General features: G+C 70.5%; 14 protein-coding genes. 6 read left to right on the top strand and 8 right to left on the bottom strand.

The annotated features are described in order from the left end of the window. Positions 1-80 precede the first annotated feature (80 nt). Positions 81-1,490 (bottom strand): cysteine--tRNA ligase, encoded by a 1,410-nt coding sequence (gene cysS / locus ABD259_RS02270; RefSeq protein ID WP_344159830.1) that lies wholly within the window; start codon positions 1,488-1,490, stop codon positions 81-83. A 355-nt stretch (positions 1,491-1,845) separates the two neighbouring features. Here cysS and ABD259_RS02265 point away from each other — a divergent pair, with 355 nt between their 5' ends. Further along, positions 1,846-3,606, top strand: coding sequence for a DUF2637 domain-containing protein (locus tag ABD259_RS02265; protein ID WP_344159828.1), 1,761 nt, complete (start codon positions 1,846-1,848; stop codon positions 3,604-3,606). 184 nt (positions 3,607-3,790) lie between these two features. On the opposite strand, the gene ispF is transcribed toward ABD259_RS02265, so the two are convergent. From ispF to phoU, 3 genes are all read right to left on the bottom strand, one after another. Then, positions 3,791-4,279 carry a 2-C-methyl-D-erythritol 2,4-cyclodiphosphate synthase gene (gene ispF, locus ABD259_RS02260; protein ID WP_344099693.1) on the bottom strand — a complete coding sequence of 163 codons (489 nt, stop codon included), beginning with the start codon at positions 4,277-4,279 and terminating at the stop codon, positions 3,791-3,793. A gap of 36 nt (positions 4,280-4,315) precedes the next feature. Next, complete coding sequence (locus ABD259_RS02255; RefSeq protein ID WP_344099527.1) at positions 4,316-4,798, bottom strand: CarD family transcriptional regulator; 483 nt, start codon at positions 4,796-4,798, stop codon at positions 4,316-4,318. A gap of 376 nt (positions 4,799-5,174) precedes the next feature. Next, the gene (gene phoU, locus ABD259_RS02250) at positions 5,175-5,837 is read right to left on the bottom strand and encodes a phosphate signaling complex protein PhoU (RefSeq protein ID WP_344099529.1); all 663 of its coding nucleotides are present in this window, start codon (positions 5,835-5,837) and stop codon (positions 5,175-5,177) included. A 139-nt stretch (positions 5,838-5,976) separates the two neighbouring features. On the opposite strand from phoU, the gene ABD259_RS02245 reads away from it, so the two are divergent. Both ABD259_RS02245 and ABD259_RS02240 read left to right on the top strand, forming a co-directional pair. Next, a complete protein-coding gene (locus ABD259_RS02245) occupies positions 5,977-7,140 on the top strand; it encodes a sensor histidine kinase (protein WP_344099695.1) in 1,164 nt (387 codons plus the stop codon). Continuing rightward, positions 7,137-7,832 carry a winged helix-turn-helix domain-containing protein gene (locus ABD259_RS02240; protein ID WP_344099531.1) on the top strand — a complete coding sequence of 232 codons (696 nt, stop codon included), beginning with the start codon at positions 7,137-7,139 and terminating at the stop codon, positions 7,830-7,832. The genes ABD259_RS02245 and ABD259_RS02240 overlap by 4 nt, the downstream gene beginning before the upstream one ends. An 88-nt stretch (positions 7,833-7,920) precedes the next feature. On the opposite strand, the gene dtd is transcribed toward ABD259_RS02240, so the two are convergent. After that, positions 7,921-8,346, bottom strand: a complete 426-nt coding sequence (gene dtd / locus ABD259_RS02235) for a D-aminoacyl-tRNA deacylase (protein WP_344159826.1) — start codon at positions 8,344-8,346, stop codon at positions 7,921-7,923. Between the two features lie 35 nt (positions 8,347-8,381). After that, positions 8,382-10,187, bottom strand: coding sequence for a DUF2207 domain-containing protein (locus tag ABD259_RS02230; protein ID WP_344159823.1), 1,806 nt, complete (start codon positions 10,185-10,187; stop codon positions 8,382-8,384). Positions 10,188-10,405: 218 nt separating this feature from the next. On the opposite strand from ABD259_RS02230, the gene ABD259_RS02225 reads away from it, so the two are divergent. From ABD259_RS02225 to ABD259_RS02215, 3 genes are read left to right on the top strand one after another with little or no spacing between them, the layout of a single operon-like run. Continuing rightward, positions 10,406-11,362 (top strand): neutral zinc metallopeptidase, encoded by a 957-nt coding sequence (locus tag ABD259_RS02225; protein WP_344159821.1) that lies wholly within the window; start codon positions 10,406-10,408, stop codon positions 11,360-11,362. 48 nt (positions 11,363-11,410) lie between these two features. Continuing rightward, on the top strand, positions 11,411-12,421 hold the full coding sequence (locus ABD259_RS02220; RefSeq protein ID WP_344159819.1) for a neutral zinc metallopeptidase: 1,011 nt from the start codon (positions 11,411-11,413) through the stop codon (positions 12,419-12,421). Between the two features lie 48 nt (positions 12,422-12,469). Continuing rightward, positions 12,470-14,833, top strand: a complete 2,364-nt coding sequence (locus ABD259_RS02215) for a hypothetical protein (protein WP_344159817.1) — start codon at positions 12,470-12,472, stop codon at positions 14,831-14,833. On the opposite strand, the gene ABD259_RS02210 is transcribed toward ABD259_RS02215, so the two are convergent. Together ABD259_RS02210 and ABD259_RS02205 are read right to left on the bottom strand one after the other, a co-directional pair. Then, positions 14,756-15,061, bottom strand: a complete 306-nt coding sequence (locus ABD259_RS02210) for a DUF2516 family protein (protein WP_344159815.1) — start codon at positions 15,059-15,061, stop codon at positions 14,756-14,758. The two genes, ABD259_RS02215 and ABD259_RS02210, sit on opposite strands and share 78 nt — an antisense overlap. Before the next feature lie 178 nt (positions 15,062-15,239). Next, positions 15,240-16,181 carry a M56 family metallopeptidase gene (locus ABD259_RS02205; protein WP_344159812.1) on the bottom strand — a complete coding sequence of 314 codons (942 nt, stop codon included), beginning with the start codon at positions 16,179-16,181 and terminating at the stop codon, positions 15,240-15,242.

Raw genomic sequence — 16,181 nt, 5'->3', positions numbered from 1 at the left:
GTTGGTCTGATGGTGTACGGAATGGCTTCTTACTGCCATGGTGCCGTATGGGCTCGACTGGCTCGGCCAGCCGATCCTGGTCAACCGCGCCGCAGCTCCCAGCGCGGGCCGTGCGGGGTGTCCTCGACCGAGATCCCCGCCGCGTTCAGCCGGTCGCGGATCTCGTCGGCCGCCGCGTAGTCCTTGCGCTTCCGCGCCGCCTGGCGCTGCTCCAGGGCCACCGTCACCAGGGCGTCGACGACCTCGCGCAGCCCCGTCTCCTCAGCACCCGCCCACTGTTCGGAGAGCGGGTCCAGCCCCAGCACCCCGAGCATCGTGCGCAGTTCGGCACCGAGCTCGGCGACGCGCTCCTTGCGTCCCTCGGACAGCGCCGTGTTGCCCTCGCGCACGTGCCCGTGGACGATGGCGAGCGCCTGGGAGACGCCCAGGTCGTCGTCGAGCACCTCCTCGAACTCCGCCGGGACGCGCCGCGCCGGTTCGATGTGGCCGACGACCTCGGTCGCCCGCGCCAGAAACCCCTCGATCCGCTGGTAGGCGGCGGCCGCCTCGCGCAGCGCCTCATCGGAGTAGTCGATGACCGAGCGGTAGTGCGCCTGGCCGAGGTAGTAGCGCAGTTCGACCGGCCGCACCTTGCGCACCATCTCCGGGATCAGCAGCGAGTTCCCGAGCGACTTGCTCATCTTCTCGCCACCCATGGTCAGCAGGCCGTTGTGCAGCCAGTAGCGGGCGAACCCGTCCCCGGCGGCCTGCGACTGCGCGATCTCGTTCTCGTGGTGCGGGAAGACCAGGTCCAGTCCGCCGCCGTGAATGTCGAACGTCGCGCCGAGGTACTCGGTGGCCATGGCCGAGCACTCCAGGTGCCAGCCCGGCCGCCCGCGGCCCCACGGCGTGGCCCAGCTCGGTTCCCCTGGCCGCGCGCCCTTCCACAGTGCGAAGTCGCGGGGGTCGCGCTTGTCGCGGTCGGTGTCGGTGTCGGTGTCGGCGGCGCCGCGCATCTGGTCGAGCCGCTGGTTGGACAGTGCCCCGTATTCGGGGAACGACCGCACGTCGAAGTAGACGTCGCCGGAGCCGTCGTCGGCGGCGTACGCGTGGCCGGTGTCGATCAGCCGACGCATCAGCTCGATCATCTGCGGCACGTGCCCGGTCGCGCGCGGCTCTACGGTGGGCGGCAGGCAGCCGAGGATGTCGTAGGACCAGTCGAACGCCCGCTGGTTGCGCTCGCTGACCTCCCACCACGGCACGCCCTCCGCCTGCGCGACGTTGATGATCTTGTCGTCGATGTCGGTGACGTTGCGGCACAGCGTGACGCGGTAGCCCTTGTAGAGGAGCCAGCGCCGGAGTATGTCAAAGTTCACACCGGAGCGCACGTGCCCGATGTGCGGAGGCGCCTGCACCGTCGCGCCACACAGGTACAGCGAGACACACCCCTCGTGCAGGGGGGTGAAATCGCGGACCTCGCGGGCTCGGGTGTCATAGAAGCGCAAACTCACAGTGCCAAGGGTAGCTGTTTCAGGGCCGGGCGGGGCCGCCTCGTCGCATCGTGGTGACTACGGTCCACCTGACGTGTCCGGCTCCGGTCGCCCCGCTGTGTCCGCCCCCCGCGAACGCGCCGGGGGCCACTCAGCGATCACCGGGAATTGGGCGTGATTTATTTCCCGTCTTCGTGTCCGAAGAAACCGAGGCATTCCCCACGCCCGGTCACCCTTCCGTCACCCGACCCCGCATAATCCACGACGAACTGGACCGTTTTCTTTTACCGACGGCACGGCCCGCCGATCTGGATCCGGCCACTTTCGGGCAGAACCTCGTGTCGGCCGGGATTGCTGGACTACCCTTCTGCGCACGATGGCCGTTAAACCCTCCTCCGAAACCACCGGTACGCGCCCCGCCCGCGAGCAGGCCGACACCGGCTCCCCGCTCCCCGCCATCGCCCTGACGGGGGTCGGGGTACTGCTGATCGCCGCGTGCGCCGTGCTCCTCTCGTACAACGGCATCTACCAGTTCGCGCTTCAGGGGGGCATCGAGCCGCGGTACGCCCACCTGTACCCGGGGGGCTTCACCCTCCTGCTCCTGATGGCCTTCGGGGCCAGCTACCTGCTGCGCGCGGCTCCCCGGCCGCGCCGCCTGTGGGCGGACGCGCTCATCCTCGCCCTGATCCTGCTGGCGGCCGGAGCCAGCGCACTGAACGCCACCGAGGCCAGGGTGCCCACGGGTGTGGTCGTCGTCGCGGTCGCCGCGACACCCTGGCTCGCCCTCCTCGTCGCGTTCCGCGTGTTCATGTGGGTCTACACGCACCTGCGCGGCGAGACCGCCGACCGCCCGGCCCCGACGCCCCGGCGCAACGTGCCCGAGCCACCGCCCGAGCCGGCGGGACAGCCCCCGGCGGAAGCGGCGAAGGCGGAGGCCGAACCGCCCGATGTCAAGATCACCAACCCGTTCCCGAAGCAGGCCGTGACGCGCGAGCGCCCGGAGGAGGCCAACGCCGACGACGGCGAGGGGGAAGAGAGCGAGGACGACAGACCCAGGGCGACCCCCCGGACGGGGGAGCGGCGGCGTGAGCCCGCTCTGCTGTGGCCCCGCGCCGAGGCCAGGCGAAGGAAGAGCGACGATGGCGCCACGGGGGCGAGCGCGAGCAGCCCGGGCGCCGACAAGAGCCCCGACGTCGTCACGGACTCCGCCTCCGACGCCGGAATGGAGGACGACGTGACCGTCACGCCGGTCGCCGGTGTCCACGTCCTGCGGCCGGTCGATGCCCCGGCGGAAACCGCCGATGAGCCGCCGCAGGCCGAAACCGCAAAGCCCGCCGAGCCCGGCGAACCGGCGAAACCGGTTGCTGAGGCTGGGCCGGCTACCGCGAGCGGTTCGGCCGCTGGGGCCGAACTGGGCGCGGAGCCCGAGCTGGTCGCCGAGCCGCTGGTTCCCCCCACGCCCGCTGCCGAGGACGACGAGTGGGCGGACAAGGCGCAGGCGATCGAGGAGATCCGCAGGGCCGAGGAGGCCAGGGAGGCCGAAAGGCGCCGGGAGGACCTGCGCGCCGAACGGAGCAAGGGCACCGGCGGCGCGTCCGGCGAAGACCAGGCCTCCGCGGACCGGCACGACGGTCGGGACACGGGCGAGCTGCCGAGGCGCACTCCCGGCGCGGGAAATCCGATCAAGGAGGCGGTGGAGGTCGCGGCCAGCGGCGGCCATCCGGTGGACCTCGCGCGGGGCTCAGCCGACGCGAGCTCGGCTGGCCTGGCGGGTACCGCCCCGGCAGCGGAGGCCGACGACAGCTTCCCCCACGACATCATCCCGGGCGACCCCACGAGCGACGAGGCCGAGATCGCGCCCGCCCACGCGGCGGGGACCACCAGCGCGGTGTCGGCGGTCCAGGCGCCGGACCGTGCGGACCACGGCGATGAGGGGGGCGCGCGGGGGGAGGCGCCCCGGGATGCGGTGCGCGAGGAGACGCGGGACGCTCCTGCCCCGGCGGCCGAGGAGGGTGGCCCCATCGAGAAGCGGCCGATGGTGCTCAGGCCGCGTCGCCAGCCGATGGCCGCGTTCCCCTTCCCGTCGGACCCACCGTCCCGCACGGTCCGCAGCGAACCCACGCCCCCGCAGGACTGACCGGGTTCAACCGCGGGTCACCCCGGGTGACCCGCGTCCGGCCGGCCGCGTCCGTCAGGACGCGCCCCGGGCGGGTACGGGGCCGCGTAGGGCGTGCGGGGTGGTTCGATGGCCGCGCCGACGACGGCGGGGGTGGGACCTGCGACCAGGGTCCGACCCCCGCTCACAACCGCCGGCGTTCTCGTCACTCGCGCCGGGTCTCTTCGTTCCGCGGCACGCACAGGGCCGTGGCCACGGCCGCGATCCCCTCGCCCCGGCCGGTGAGGCCGAGGCCGTCGGTGGTCGTCGCCGACACCGTGACCGGAGCTCCCACCGCCTCCGAGAGGACCTTCTCCGCCTCCTGGCGGCGCGGCGCGAACTTCGGCCGGTTACCGATGACCTGCACCGCGACGTTGCCGATCTCGAAGCCCGCGGCACGGACCCGCGCCGCCGACTCCGCCAGCAGCGCGGTTCCGGAGGCCCCCTTCCAGCGAGGGTCGGATGTCCCGAACTGGGCGCCGAGGTCACCGAGGCCGGTCGCTGAAAACAGAGCGTCACAAGCGGCGTGCGCTGCGACATCCCCATCGGAATGACCGCTCATACCGTCTTCGCCCGGCCATTCCAGACCTGCGAGGAAAAGAACGCGTCCTGACATAAAGGGGTGGACGTCGGTTCCGACGCCCACCCTAGGCATTTTCAGCATGAATGCAGTGGTTCTTCGTGGCCTTTATTAATTGGTGAGGACTTCATCGAGGAGGGCTTCGGCCTTGTCCTCGTTGGTCTTTTCCGCGAGAGCGAGTTCGCTGACCAGTATCTGCCTGGCCTTCGCAAGCATTCGCTTCTCTCCGGCGGAGAGACCGCGTTCCCTATCGCGCCGCCAGAGGTCGCGGACGACCTCGGCCACCTTGTTGACGTCCCCGGAGGCGAGCTTCTCCAGGTTCGCCTTGTAGCGCCGCGACCAGTTGGTGGGCTCTTCGGTGTGCGGCGCGCGCAACACCTCGAAGACCCGGTCCAGGCCTTCTTGGCCTACCACGTCACGAACACCGACATCCTGGGCGTTCTCGGCAGGCACGCGTACCGTAAGATCACCCTTGTCGACCCTCAGAACCAGGTAGGTCCTATCCTCACCCTTAATGGTGCGAGTCTCGATCGCCTCAATACGAGCAGCCCCATGATGGGGGTAGACAACGGTGTCGCCGACCTTGAAAGTCATGTGACAAGTACCCCTTCCGCTACCACAAGGGTACCATGAATCTGTGACTTAACGTACCTATTCCGTTTGTGTACGCGCAGGTCAGCGGCGCTTTTCAGGTCTTGACAAAGTGTGCCGGAGGTGCTTCCGGCACCCAGGGAAACCGTTCCGGCCACACGTTCTCGCCGGTCATCGCCGACCGCAGTACCTACCCAGAGTAACTGGTCGCAGCCGCTGGCGGAGTCGGAAAAAGTCGCGGAGAACCCCCACCACGGCCCTGGATCGCCGATGGGACAAGGAGCGCCGCCCCAAAAACGTGATTTTCGCCACTGACGGCGGGGCGGCCGCGGCTCCGGCCGTCCCCGATCCGCGCCACTCTCCTCCTCGACCTCTCCTCTTAGACCTCCGGGTCGTAGTCCTTCGGCTTCTCGCCGGTGACCATGTAGACGAGGTTGTCCGCCACATGCACGGCGTGGTCGCCGAACCGCTCGTAGAACCGTCCGGCCAGGGTGACGTCCATCGTCGCCTCGACCCCGTGCTGCCAGCCCGGACGCAAAATCCGCTCCAGCAGCTTGCGGCGCAGCCGGTCCATCCGGTCGTCGTCGGCGTCGAGCTCCAGCGCCGTGTCGACGTCGCGGTTGCCCACGACCTCTCCGGCCTTGATGACGAGCAGCTCGGCCTGGTGCCCCATCTCCAGCACGATCGAGCGCAGCTCGGCCGGGATGGCGGAGTCGGGGTGGCGGCGCCGCGCGATCTTCGCGATGTGCACCGCGTGGTCACCCATCCGCTCCAGGTCCCCCGCCATGTGCAGCGAGGTGATGATCGTCCGGAGGTCCTGGGCCACGGGCTGCTGCCGGGCCATCAGATCGAACGCGCTCTTCTCGATCTCGTCGTCGAGGCGGTTGAGCTCGTCGTCTCCGGAGATGACTTCCTGGGCGGCGGTGAGGTCGGCGTCGAGCAGAGCCGTCGTCGCGCGCGCGACGGCGTGGCGGGCCAGCCGTGTCATCTCGACGAGCCGGCTGCCAAGAGCGTCGAGCTCCTCATGGTAGGTGTCGCGCATGGTTCACATCGTCCCAGGTAGTAGCTGAATCATTGCGGAAGGATCGGTGAATAATCGCAGAATCTAGGTTGTAACACATGGTCATTCGGGTAAAGCCCGCATCCGCCCGCTTACGATCGAAAATGTGCAAGGAGAACTGCTGGCCGCGATCGCGGGGATCGTTGGGCTCGTGATCGGCCTCGCCGCCGGGCTCGCCTTCCGTATCAGCGAGTCTGGCCGCAGCCGCGCCCCTGAGCCGCCGCTCACCTCGGAACTGCCACCGGGCATCGCCGAGGTGCTCGCCGCGCTGCCCTCGTCCGCCGTGGTCCTCGACCCCGCCGACCGTGTGCTTCGGGCGAGCTCGGCCGCGCGCGCCTTCGGCATCGTGCGCGGCGAGGAGCTCGTCATCGGCGACCTGTTGGCGCTGGCCCGCCGCGTACGCCGCGACGGGGTCATCCGCGAGACCGAGATCGAGGTGGCGGTTCGCAAGTTCGGCCCCGACGCTACCTCCTTCGCCGTCCGCGTCGCCCCACTCGGAGGCACGGGTCTGGTCCTGGTCCTCGCCGAGGACCAGACCGAACGCCGCCGTGTCGAGGCGGTCCGCCGCGACTTCGTGGCGAATATCAGCCATGAGCTGAAAACCCCGGTGGGCGCGCTGTCCCTGCTCGCCGAGACCGTCGCCGACGCCAGCGACGACCCCGAGGCCGTGCGCCGCTTCACCGGCCGCATGCAGCAGGAGGCCGCCCGACTGACCAGCGTCATCCAGGACCTGATCACCCTCTCCCGGATCCAGGGCGCCGAACCGATGACCGAGCCCGGCAAGGTGGAGGTCGCCACCGTGGTCGAGGAGGCGCTCGACGCGGTACGCATGGCCGCCGACGCCAAAGAGATCGAGCTCGTCTCCAGCGGCACCGACGACATCACCGTCATGGGCGACGAGGGCCTGCTCGTCACGGCCATGCGCAACCTCGTGGCCAACGCCGTCGCCTATAGTCCAGAGCGCACACGCGTATCGGTCTCCGCTGATGTCACCGAGAAGGCGGTGGAGATCAGCGTCGCCGACCAGGGAATCGGCATCCCGCCCCAGGACCTGGAGCGCATCTTCGAGCGGTTCTACCGCGTGGACGCTGCTCGCAGCCGCGCCACCGGCGGGACCGGTTTGGGGCTGGCCATCGTCAAACACATCATGACCCACCACCGCGGTGAAGTGACCGTGTGGAGCAAGGAGGGCTCGGGGTCGACGTTCACACTGCGTCTTCCCCGGCCGCAGACCCGCGAGCGGACGGGCTCGGGGGAACCCACCTATCGGGAGGCAGCACAGTGACGCGTGTACTTGTCGTTGAGGACGAGGAATCCTACAGCGATGCCCTGTCGTACATGCTGCGCAAGGAGGGCTTCGAGGTCGCGGTGGCGGCGACGGGGACGGTCGCGCTGGACACGTTCGATCGGACCGGGGCCGACCTGGTACTCCTCGACCTGATGCTGCCCGGCCTGCCCGGCACCGAGGTGTGCCGAACGCTGCGGCAGAAGTCCAACGTGCCGGTCATCATGCTCACGGCCAAGGACAGCGAGATCGACAAGGTCGTAGGCCTTGAGCTGGGCGCCGACGACTACGTGACCAAGCCGTTCTCCTCGCGTGAGCTCGTGGCCCGCATCCGGGCGGTGCTGCGCCGCCGGGGTGAGGACGAGACGACCCTGCCCACCGCCCTGGAGGTCGGTCCGGTCCGCATGGACGTGGAGCGGCACGTGGTGACGGTGCGCGGCGACAATATCCAGCTTCCACTGAAGGAGTTCGAGCTGCTGGAGGTACTGCTCCGCAACGCGGGGCGGGTGCTGACCCGCATGCAGCTGATCGACCGGGTGTGGGGCGCCGACTACGTGGGCGACACCAAGACCCTCGACGTGCACGTCAAGCGACTGCGCGCGAAGATCGAGAACGACCCCGGCAACCCGAAGTTCATCGTCACCGTCCGCGGCCTGGGCTACAAGTTCGAACCCGCCGCCGCAGAGAGCTGACCCGCCCCTTCCGTTGATCTCGGCGGTATCGACCGAATTCCAGTTGGGATTCGGTCGATACCGCCGAGATCAACGGAGGATGGGGTGCTCAGACCTCGACGATGACGGTGAAGGGGCCCTCGTTGGTGAGGGACACCGACATCTTGGCGCCGAACACCCCCGTCGCGGCCTCGGCCCCCAGATCGCGGAGCTCCTTGACCGCGGCGTCGACCAGGGGCTCGGCCACCGGGCCGGGCGCCGCCGCCTGCCACGTGGGGCGGCGCCCCTTGCGCGCGTCGCCGTAGAGCGTGAACTGGCTGACCACCAGCAGCGGGGCGCCGATGTCGGAGCAGGACTTCTCGTCGTCGAGGATCCGCAGCTTCCACAGCTTCGCGGCGAGCTTGCGGGCCTCGGCCTCGGTATCGGTGTGGGTGACGCCGACAAGCGCCAGCAGGCCGGGCCGGGTGATCTCGCCGACGACGGCGCCCTCGACCGTCACCGCGGCGTTGGCGACGCGTTGCACAACCGCACGCACTGCTGCTCCCGCCTTTCTGTGGCTCTCTCTGCTCGCTATACGAGGGTGCGGAACTGGCGGGCGTTGGAGATGACCCCCGCCAGGGTCAGGGTGAACGTCTTGATGGAGTCGGCGAAGTCCGCCAGGGTCCAGTCGTCGGGCCCCACATACCAGGGCAGCGCGTCGCCCTGCATCTCGTCGGAGCCCGCGGATGCCAGGATGCCCGCCCACCGCTCGACGTTGTCGAAGATCATCGCGTAGGGCAGGTAGCGGGAGAACAGCCGGACCCGCTGGCCCTCGGGCACGTCGGCGGCGTCGGCCCCCAGCAGGTAGGCGCGGAAACCCAGGGTGTGGGCGTAGACCGTGCTGCCCAGCGCGGTCTTGGCGGGCATGTACTGCGCGCCGACGGTGACGGCGGCACCCGCGATGATCACGGCTAGCCCGGTGAACGCGGCGCTGGTGAAGACGGCCAGCAGCACGGTGAGGGCCACGCCGGCGACCGTCAGCGCGATGCCGCCCGTGGCCCAGCGGTTGCGCTCCACGTTGGGCCGGTTAGCGAACCACTTCAGCCGCACCATGTCGCGGTAGAGCTCCTCGCGGACGTCGGCCAGCCGGTCGGCGAAGCCGCTGCGCCCCAGCTCGGAGAGTTTGATCTGGTGCCACTGGTCGAACAGGGCGTCGAGCAGCTTGCGCTCGTAGGGCAGCAGCGTGTCGCCGGACGGGGAGGGGTTCTGCTCCAGCCGCCAGTCCACGGGCGAGAACTGCGCGTGGGGCAGTTCGCGGATGGTGAGGTGGCCGCGCACGGCGAGGTCGACGACGGTGGCGGTGAGGTCGACCACGTTCACCTGGTCGTCGACGAGGGTGCCGATCTGCCCGGGGTGGACGTCGTCGGGCGGGTGGAAGCGGATCCCGCCGGGGTCCCCCGCGCCGGGCTCCAGCGGGGCGTGGTCGCCCGCCGCGGCGTGGGTGCGCAGGGCGCGTTCGTCGCGGCCGCGGATCCGGATCAGCGCGACCAGGCCGCCCACGAGGACCACCAGGAGCACGCCGAAGATGCTCGTGGTCATGGGGGTGATGGCGAAGGCGGAGCTCAGCGACCAGCTCCGCTCCAGGATGGGGGCGCCTGGGGCGGTTCCCGCGGGGTAGCCGACCGCGATGGCCAAGCGCTGCCCGGGGGCGAGGTCGGCCTGGAGAAAACGGGCGACCAGCGCCTGGTGGCCGCCCATGTCGGAGGAGGTGCAGTAGATGGAGCTCCGCTGTTCCCCGGCCGCGCAGGACAGGGCGACGGGCGGCAGCGGGGCGTCGACCACCACGTTGGTCTCGGCGACGGGGGCGCTGTAGCCGCCGACAGCCGTCCACCCCAGTTCCACGCCGTCACCGACCTCGTCGATTGCGCCGCGCACCCGGTAGCGCAGGACGATGGTCTGGGCCCCGGCGGAGTCCAGGCGGATGTCGGTGGTGGCGCGGTGCTCGTCGGTGGCGGTGTCGACCGCGGTCCCGTCGGCGGCCTCGGCGGCGACGCCGTCGATCTCGAAGAGCCGGTCGTTGTCGGCGTCGTAGGGTTCGCGGGTGACGAAGGTGCGGGTGAACTCCTCGGGCACGGCGGTGCCGAAGGAGATGGTCTCCTTGGCGTGCAGCACGCCGTTGTCGTCGAGGCGCAGGGAGATGTCGTTGACGATGCGGTCGCCGCGCTCGGAGGGGACGACGGCGTGGTTCGGCGGGGCGGTTGAGGCCGCGGCCCCCTGCGGCGTCGGAGGGGTGTCGGAGGGCGATTCGGACGCGGCGGCGGGGAGGGTGGTGAGCGGCGCCACTGCCACCACTGCCGCGGCCACCAGCACCGGGCGCATGATCCGAACCCACCACATGGCGTGAGAGCCTATCCCCTCACCCTGGTCGACGTGCTACCGACTGGTCACGGATCGGGGACGGGGAGGGCACGAGAGGGCACAAGCCCGCCATACACGTCATAATCGATCAGGTCGGGCGTGGCACAAAGGGGCCGCCCGACCCCAACTGACCGGCGGGTGCCGCGGCGCGCACCGCCGGCGGCCCAATCCAACCGCCGACGGGGGGTGAACCGGCCATGGCCCAGTCCCGGGCCCACACGCGCCTGGCCGATGTGCGGGCGCGCGACGCGCGGCGCTACGAGCTCCCGGACTACGCGCGCAGGACACGGCGGCGCCTGAACCCCGCGGTGACGATGGTCCTGCTGACCGGCCTGTCGGCCATCGGCCTGGCCGGTTTCGTGAGTGTCTCGGCGATGTTCACCGACCCCGGGCGCCCCACGGCCGGAGGGGGAGCCGCGGCCGCGAGCGGCGCGGCCGCCAGCGGACCGGACGTCCTCACCGATAACCCGCTGTACAAGGGCGGACAGCTCACCGAGGTCACCTGCCCGGCTCCGGAGCTCGAACCGGATGACCCGGAGTCCATGGCGTCGTTCCTCCACGAGATCACCGACTGCCTCGACGCGGCGTGGAGCGAGGAGTTCACCGAGACGGACATGGCGTTCGAGCGCCCCACCCGGGTCTACTGGTACGCCTCGGGGCAGAGCCCCTGCGGCAACTTCCCGGCCGAGGGCACGGCCGCGTTCTACTGCCAGGCCAACAAGGGGCTCTACCTCGGCGTCGAGGACATCGTGCGCAACTCCGGCGACAGTCGGCACCCCGAGGCCTATACTTTCCTCCTCAGCCACGAGTACGCGCACCACGTGCAGGGCGAGGCGGGGATCCTCGGCTACTTCCACAGCGCGCGCGGCGGGAAGGACAGAGCCCAGGACCGCCACCTGCTGACCCGGCGCAGCGAACTGCAGGCCAACTGCCTGGGCGGGACGTTTCTGGGTGCGATCGGCGACACGTTCCCGATCACCGACCGCGCGCAGGCGAATATCCTCAAAGACGCCGAGCGTCGGGGTGACGCCACCACCGACGACCGAACACACGGCTCCCCCGCGAACGGGGGGATGTGGACCGCCCACGGAATGGACCGGGGGGACCCGGCCGCATGCAACACCTGGATCGCCCGGGAGGACCTGGTCGAATGACGGCGGAGCGGCGCGCGCCCCAGCGGCCGGTTGGATCGGCGGACGAGCGTGGAACCGGCTCTCGGTGAGCCCTCCGCGCACGGCCGAGGCGCTCTGGGGCGCCTCGGCGAATGGCTGCTGCCTCAGCGCCGCCTGGCGCTCTACGCCGCTCTCACCGTCTTCATCCTCGCGCTGACCGCCCTGGCCTGGAACGCGACCACCGGCGGCCCGGGGCCCGACCCGACCGCACACAGCGGGGCCGCAAGCGCGCCACCGTCCCCCGCGGACCCCGGCGACCTGCGCGGGACTCCGGATTCGGGCAACAGCGGCGGCGAGGAGGCCGACGCGCGGCGCCCCTCAGGCGAGTCGGCCCTGGTGGCCAACCCGCTCTACGACACCGGGCGGCTGTCCCCGCTGCCCTGCCCCGCCCCCGCCCTCGACATCCACGACCCCGACTCCGTCGAGGGCTTCCTCAACGCCATGGCCGACTGCCTCGACGACACCTGGCAACGCCAGTTCGACCGGGCCGGGATCCCGTTCCACCCGCCGCGGCGGGTCTTCTGGCGGGAACCGGGCCGCAGCCCCTGCCGCGACTACCCCTCGGCCGCCGGAGCCTTCTACTGCCGCGCCGACACCGGTATCTACATCGGCGTGGAGGACGTCGTACGGAAATGGAACGAGGCCGACGACAGCGTCGTCTACGCCTCCCTGATCGCCCACGAGTACGGCCACCACGTGCAGGGGGAGTCGGGTCTGCTGGAGTACTACCACGAGCGGCGCGGCCAGGAGACCGGCCGCGAGGACCAGAACAGCTGGACCCGCAAGAGCGAACTGCAGGCCAACTGCTTCGCCGGGGCCTTCCTCGGATCCGTCGAGGTCACCTACCCGCTCACCGCCGCCGACCGGTCGGTGGCGCTCGACGACGCCAGGGCCACCGCCGACCGGGCGAACGGCCCGGAGGACGAGCGCACCCACGGCACGCCGGACAACAGCAGCTACTGGCTCAGCCGGGGGCTGGACGGGCAGAGCCCCGGCACCTGCAACACCTGGGCCGCCGAGAATGAAAACCTGCTGCAGTAACCGGTTAAGGCCATACGAAATTACCGCTCTGCGTGTGAAAATCGGGATATGCCGGATGAGCGAGCGGTGGAGTTGCGAATCCACGGTGTCAGTGGCGGCGAAGCCGAAGAACTCCTGGATGTCGAACCGGCAATGCGGGTCTCCGGCGACAGCCTGGCCGGGTTCTTCCGGTGGCGGCGCAAGCCCGACACCGAGCTGGAGGACGATGTCCCCCGCGAGATCTTCGCCTGGGGCAACCTGACCTCCGGCCGGGCTTCCCGGGCGCTGTGGCTGCTCCTGTTCCCGTTCATGCTGGTCAACATCGCCTACTGGATGCGCCCCGGGCGGCCCGGCGACCGCCCCGGGCGGGTGCGCCGGATCGCCGACGCCGGCTACGGGACGGCGGTGCGCCTGCTCGCGCTGAGCCTCACCATGCTGCTCACCCTGACGGCGGCCGGGGTGGGCATGGACCTCGTCGGGTGGCAGTGCTCCGGATACTCCGAGAAGTGCGCGCAGCTGCGCCCCGTGCTCGACTTCCTCTCCTCGCCCGGATCGCCGATGGCGACGCCGGGATGGGCGCTGGCCATCGGCGCGCTCCTGCCACTCCTGGTGATCGCGGTGTTGTGGCAGCTGTCGCGGCGGACCGAAAGCGTCTACGAGGTCGTGGAACCTCCCCACCGTCCCCTCCCCCACGCCAAGGCGCCGCTCAGCGACCCGGAGTTCTGGCAGAACAGCCGGACCATGGGGCGGCTCCGCTCGGCGCACATCGCCGCGGCCATCGCCGCGGTGACCACGTTGCTGCTGGCACCCGCCCTGGGTTACGACCGGGCGGCCGACTCCCCGGTAGCGGGCACGGTGCTGTCCCTCCTGGTCGCCCTCACCTTCACCGGAAGCGCGCTGAGCGTCCTCATCCCCGGGACCGACCCCCGGTGGAACGGCTACGCCGACACTCTCTGCCGGGTGCTGCGCGACCTGGCCCTCGTCCTGCTCGCGGTCACGCTGCTGTACGTGCTGCTGCCGCGGCAGGGGTGGGAGGCCAGCGGCCGGTTGCCCGGCTTCGACATCGGGCTGAACGTGCTCTTCGCGGCCCAGTGCGCGCTGGGGGTGCTGCTGCTGGTCTGCGCCATCGTGCTGTACTGGGGCGGGTCGGCCCACGGCGGTATCGCCCTGCGCGGGATGGCCGGTCCTGCCACCGCCGCGCTCGGGACCCTGCTCGGCGGTGTGCTCACGGCGGCCGCGGTCTACCAGGCCGCCGGGATGCTGGGCGGGTGCAACTACCCCGGGGCGCAGGCGACCGACTGCATCGAACTGCGGGCTCCCAGCGCCTTCGCCTGGCTGCAGCTGGCCTTCACCATGGAGGTGATCATCGCGCTGGTCGCGGCCGCGGCGCTGGGGATCTGGATGCGCGGGCGGACCCGGCGCGAGATCGGGGTCGTGACCGCCCTGTACCAGCGCGATCCGCGGGAGCGCCGGACCCGCGAGCTGGCCAGGGCGCGGGCGTACGGCGGCATCACCGAGACACTGCCCGCCGTCTTCGCGGCGTTCCTGCTGCCCGTGATCGCGCTGATCGTTCTGGCCCTGTATTCGGTGCTCACGGGGCGGCTGTCGGTGGACCCGGAGGCGCTGGAGGGCCCGTTCACGGCCGTTTCGGGAGCGACCGGCTGGATCCAGGGAGCGGTCGCGACCATGGTGACGGTGGGCTCGTGGTTGGGCGGGCTGTTCCTCTTCGTGCTGGTGGGGATCGGGAGCAGCGCGTATCGGAACCGGCCGACGCGGCAGGTGGTCGGTGTGCTGTGGGACATCGGTACGTTTTGGCCGCGCGCAGCCCACCCTCTCGCACCGCCGTCCTACGCGGAGCGCGCGGTGCCGCAGCTAGTGGCGCGGGTCGCGGGGAAGACCGGCCGGGGAATCGGCGTGGTGCTTTCCGGACACTCGCAGGGATCGGTGCTGGCGGCGGCGGCAGCGTGGCAGCTGCCCAGCCGGTGTCGTCCGCTGGTCGTCCTGCTCACCCACGGATCACCGCTGTACCGGCTGTACGCGCGCTACTTCCCGGCCTACTTCGGCCCACGCGCGCTGGGCGACCTGAACGGCCGCGTGGAACACTGGCGGAATCTGTGGCGCGCCACCGACGCGATCGGCGGCCCGATCAAGGTGGAGCGCGACGCGGGGGACGGCGCGACGGAGTTCGTCGGGTTCGCCGAACCGCTCCCGGACCCGCGCCACTTCGACCCCGACGAGGGCGAGGCCCTCCCTCCGCCGGTGCTCGGCCACTCCTTCTACACCCGCGATCCCGCCTACACCGCGGCCGCGCTGGCGGCGGTCAGGAAGGTAGCGCGAGCGCCGGAGGTCGAGCGGCTACCACGGCCCGTAGGGCCCGTCGTTGCGGCCGATACCGCGCACCGCGGGGCGGACGTCGAGCAGGAAGATCAGTGAGGCGACGAGCGCCAAAAACGTGAAGAACCCGTAGGAGGTCAGGGCGGCGCTCAGGGAGACGAACAGTCCGACACCGAGAAGTCCCACCCACAGGCCCTTGGTCTGCTTGTCCATCGCTGGATAGGCCTGCGCGGGAACGCGCAGTGCCTCGATGAACGCGTACAGGGTCGTGACGAAGATCGCGATATAGATGATCTGCCAGACGAACACGATCGAACTGCCGAGCACGAGCCGCTCCGAACCATTGACGTGACGAGTTGACGTGACGAGTTGACGTGAGGATGGGCTTCCCCGGCCGCACCGGGACCCGCCTTTTCCTCACACACAACGCCGAACGCCGCCGGATCGTGCCCGCGGTCGAGCGGCGACCGATGTGTCAGCGGAAGTTCCCCGCCTGTGTCCAGCCCTACATGGGCAGATGCCACAGACCCAGGGTAGTGACCATCAGGATCGACGCGGATCCCAGGACCGCGATGGTTGCGCGGAGCGACAGCTCGCCGACGGGGTTCAGCAGGCGCGAGACGCGCGTGACCACTTCGGGCTGGTCAACAGCGGCAGCGAGCGCCCCCGCCGGGACCGCCGCGGAGCCGGAGGTGCCGAAGCGCACCAGCGCCATCGCCAGCTCCTTGGGCGAGCGCTCGCGGCCCGCCTGGTCGTCGGCGCACATCTCGATGAGCAGGGCGACCGCACTGTAGTAGGTCTCCACCAGCTTCACGTGCGGGAACGCGCGCTTGAGCGAGGAGAACGGGAGCAGCACGAGGTCGTGGCGCTGGCGCAGGTGGGCGTGCTCGTGGGCGATGACCGCCGCGAGTTCGTCGCGCTCCAGCATGCGCAGCGCTCCCGCGCTGATGACCACCTGGGAGCGCAGGACGCCGGGCAGGCAGTAGGCGGCGGCTACGGGATGGTCGAGGATGCGGGCGCCGGGCACGTCGGGGTCGTCGTGCGCGACGAGGCCCAGCAGATGGTGGTGGCGCCGACGGGTACGCACCACCTGCACGAACGAGGCCATCAGGCCGCAGAAGAGGAGGAGGGTCAGGCCGAACGCGAGGACCACGGCCGCGATCTGCGCGGAACCGAACGAGGTCCCGGCGATCTCGGACAGGTAGAGGTCGTGCGAGGCGGCGTCCTGGAGCAGGGAGAGCAGCCCCCCGAAGACGCCGCGATCATAGGGCGCGAGACCGAACGCGAGCAGCGCGCCGATTGTGGAGATGCCCCAGGCCAGGCCCAGCGCCTGCCACGCGATAACGGCGACGTAGGGGCCGCGGACCGGCCACGAGGCCTGCCGGAGGCGTGCCGCCGCGATAAGACAGCCGACCGCGATCACGGTGAGCAGAGCGGCACTGACCAT

It is taken from the genome of Nocardiopsis rhodophaea, assembly GCF_039530945.1.
GTDB lineage: Bacteria > Actinomycetota > Actinomycetes > Streptosporangiales > Streptosporangiaceae > Nocardiopsis_C > Nocardiopsis_C rhodophaea.
Note: the sequence above shows the minus strand (reverse complement) of the source record. Positions and strands in the feature narration are given on the sequence as shown.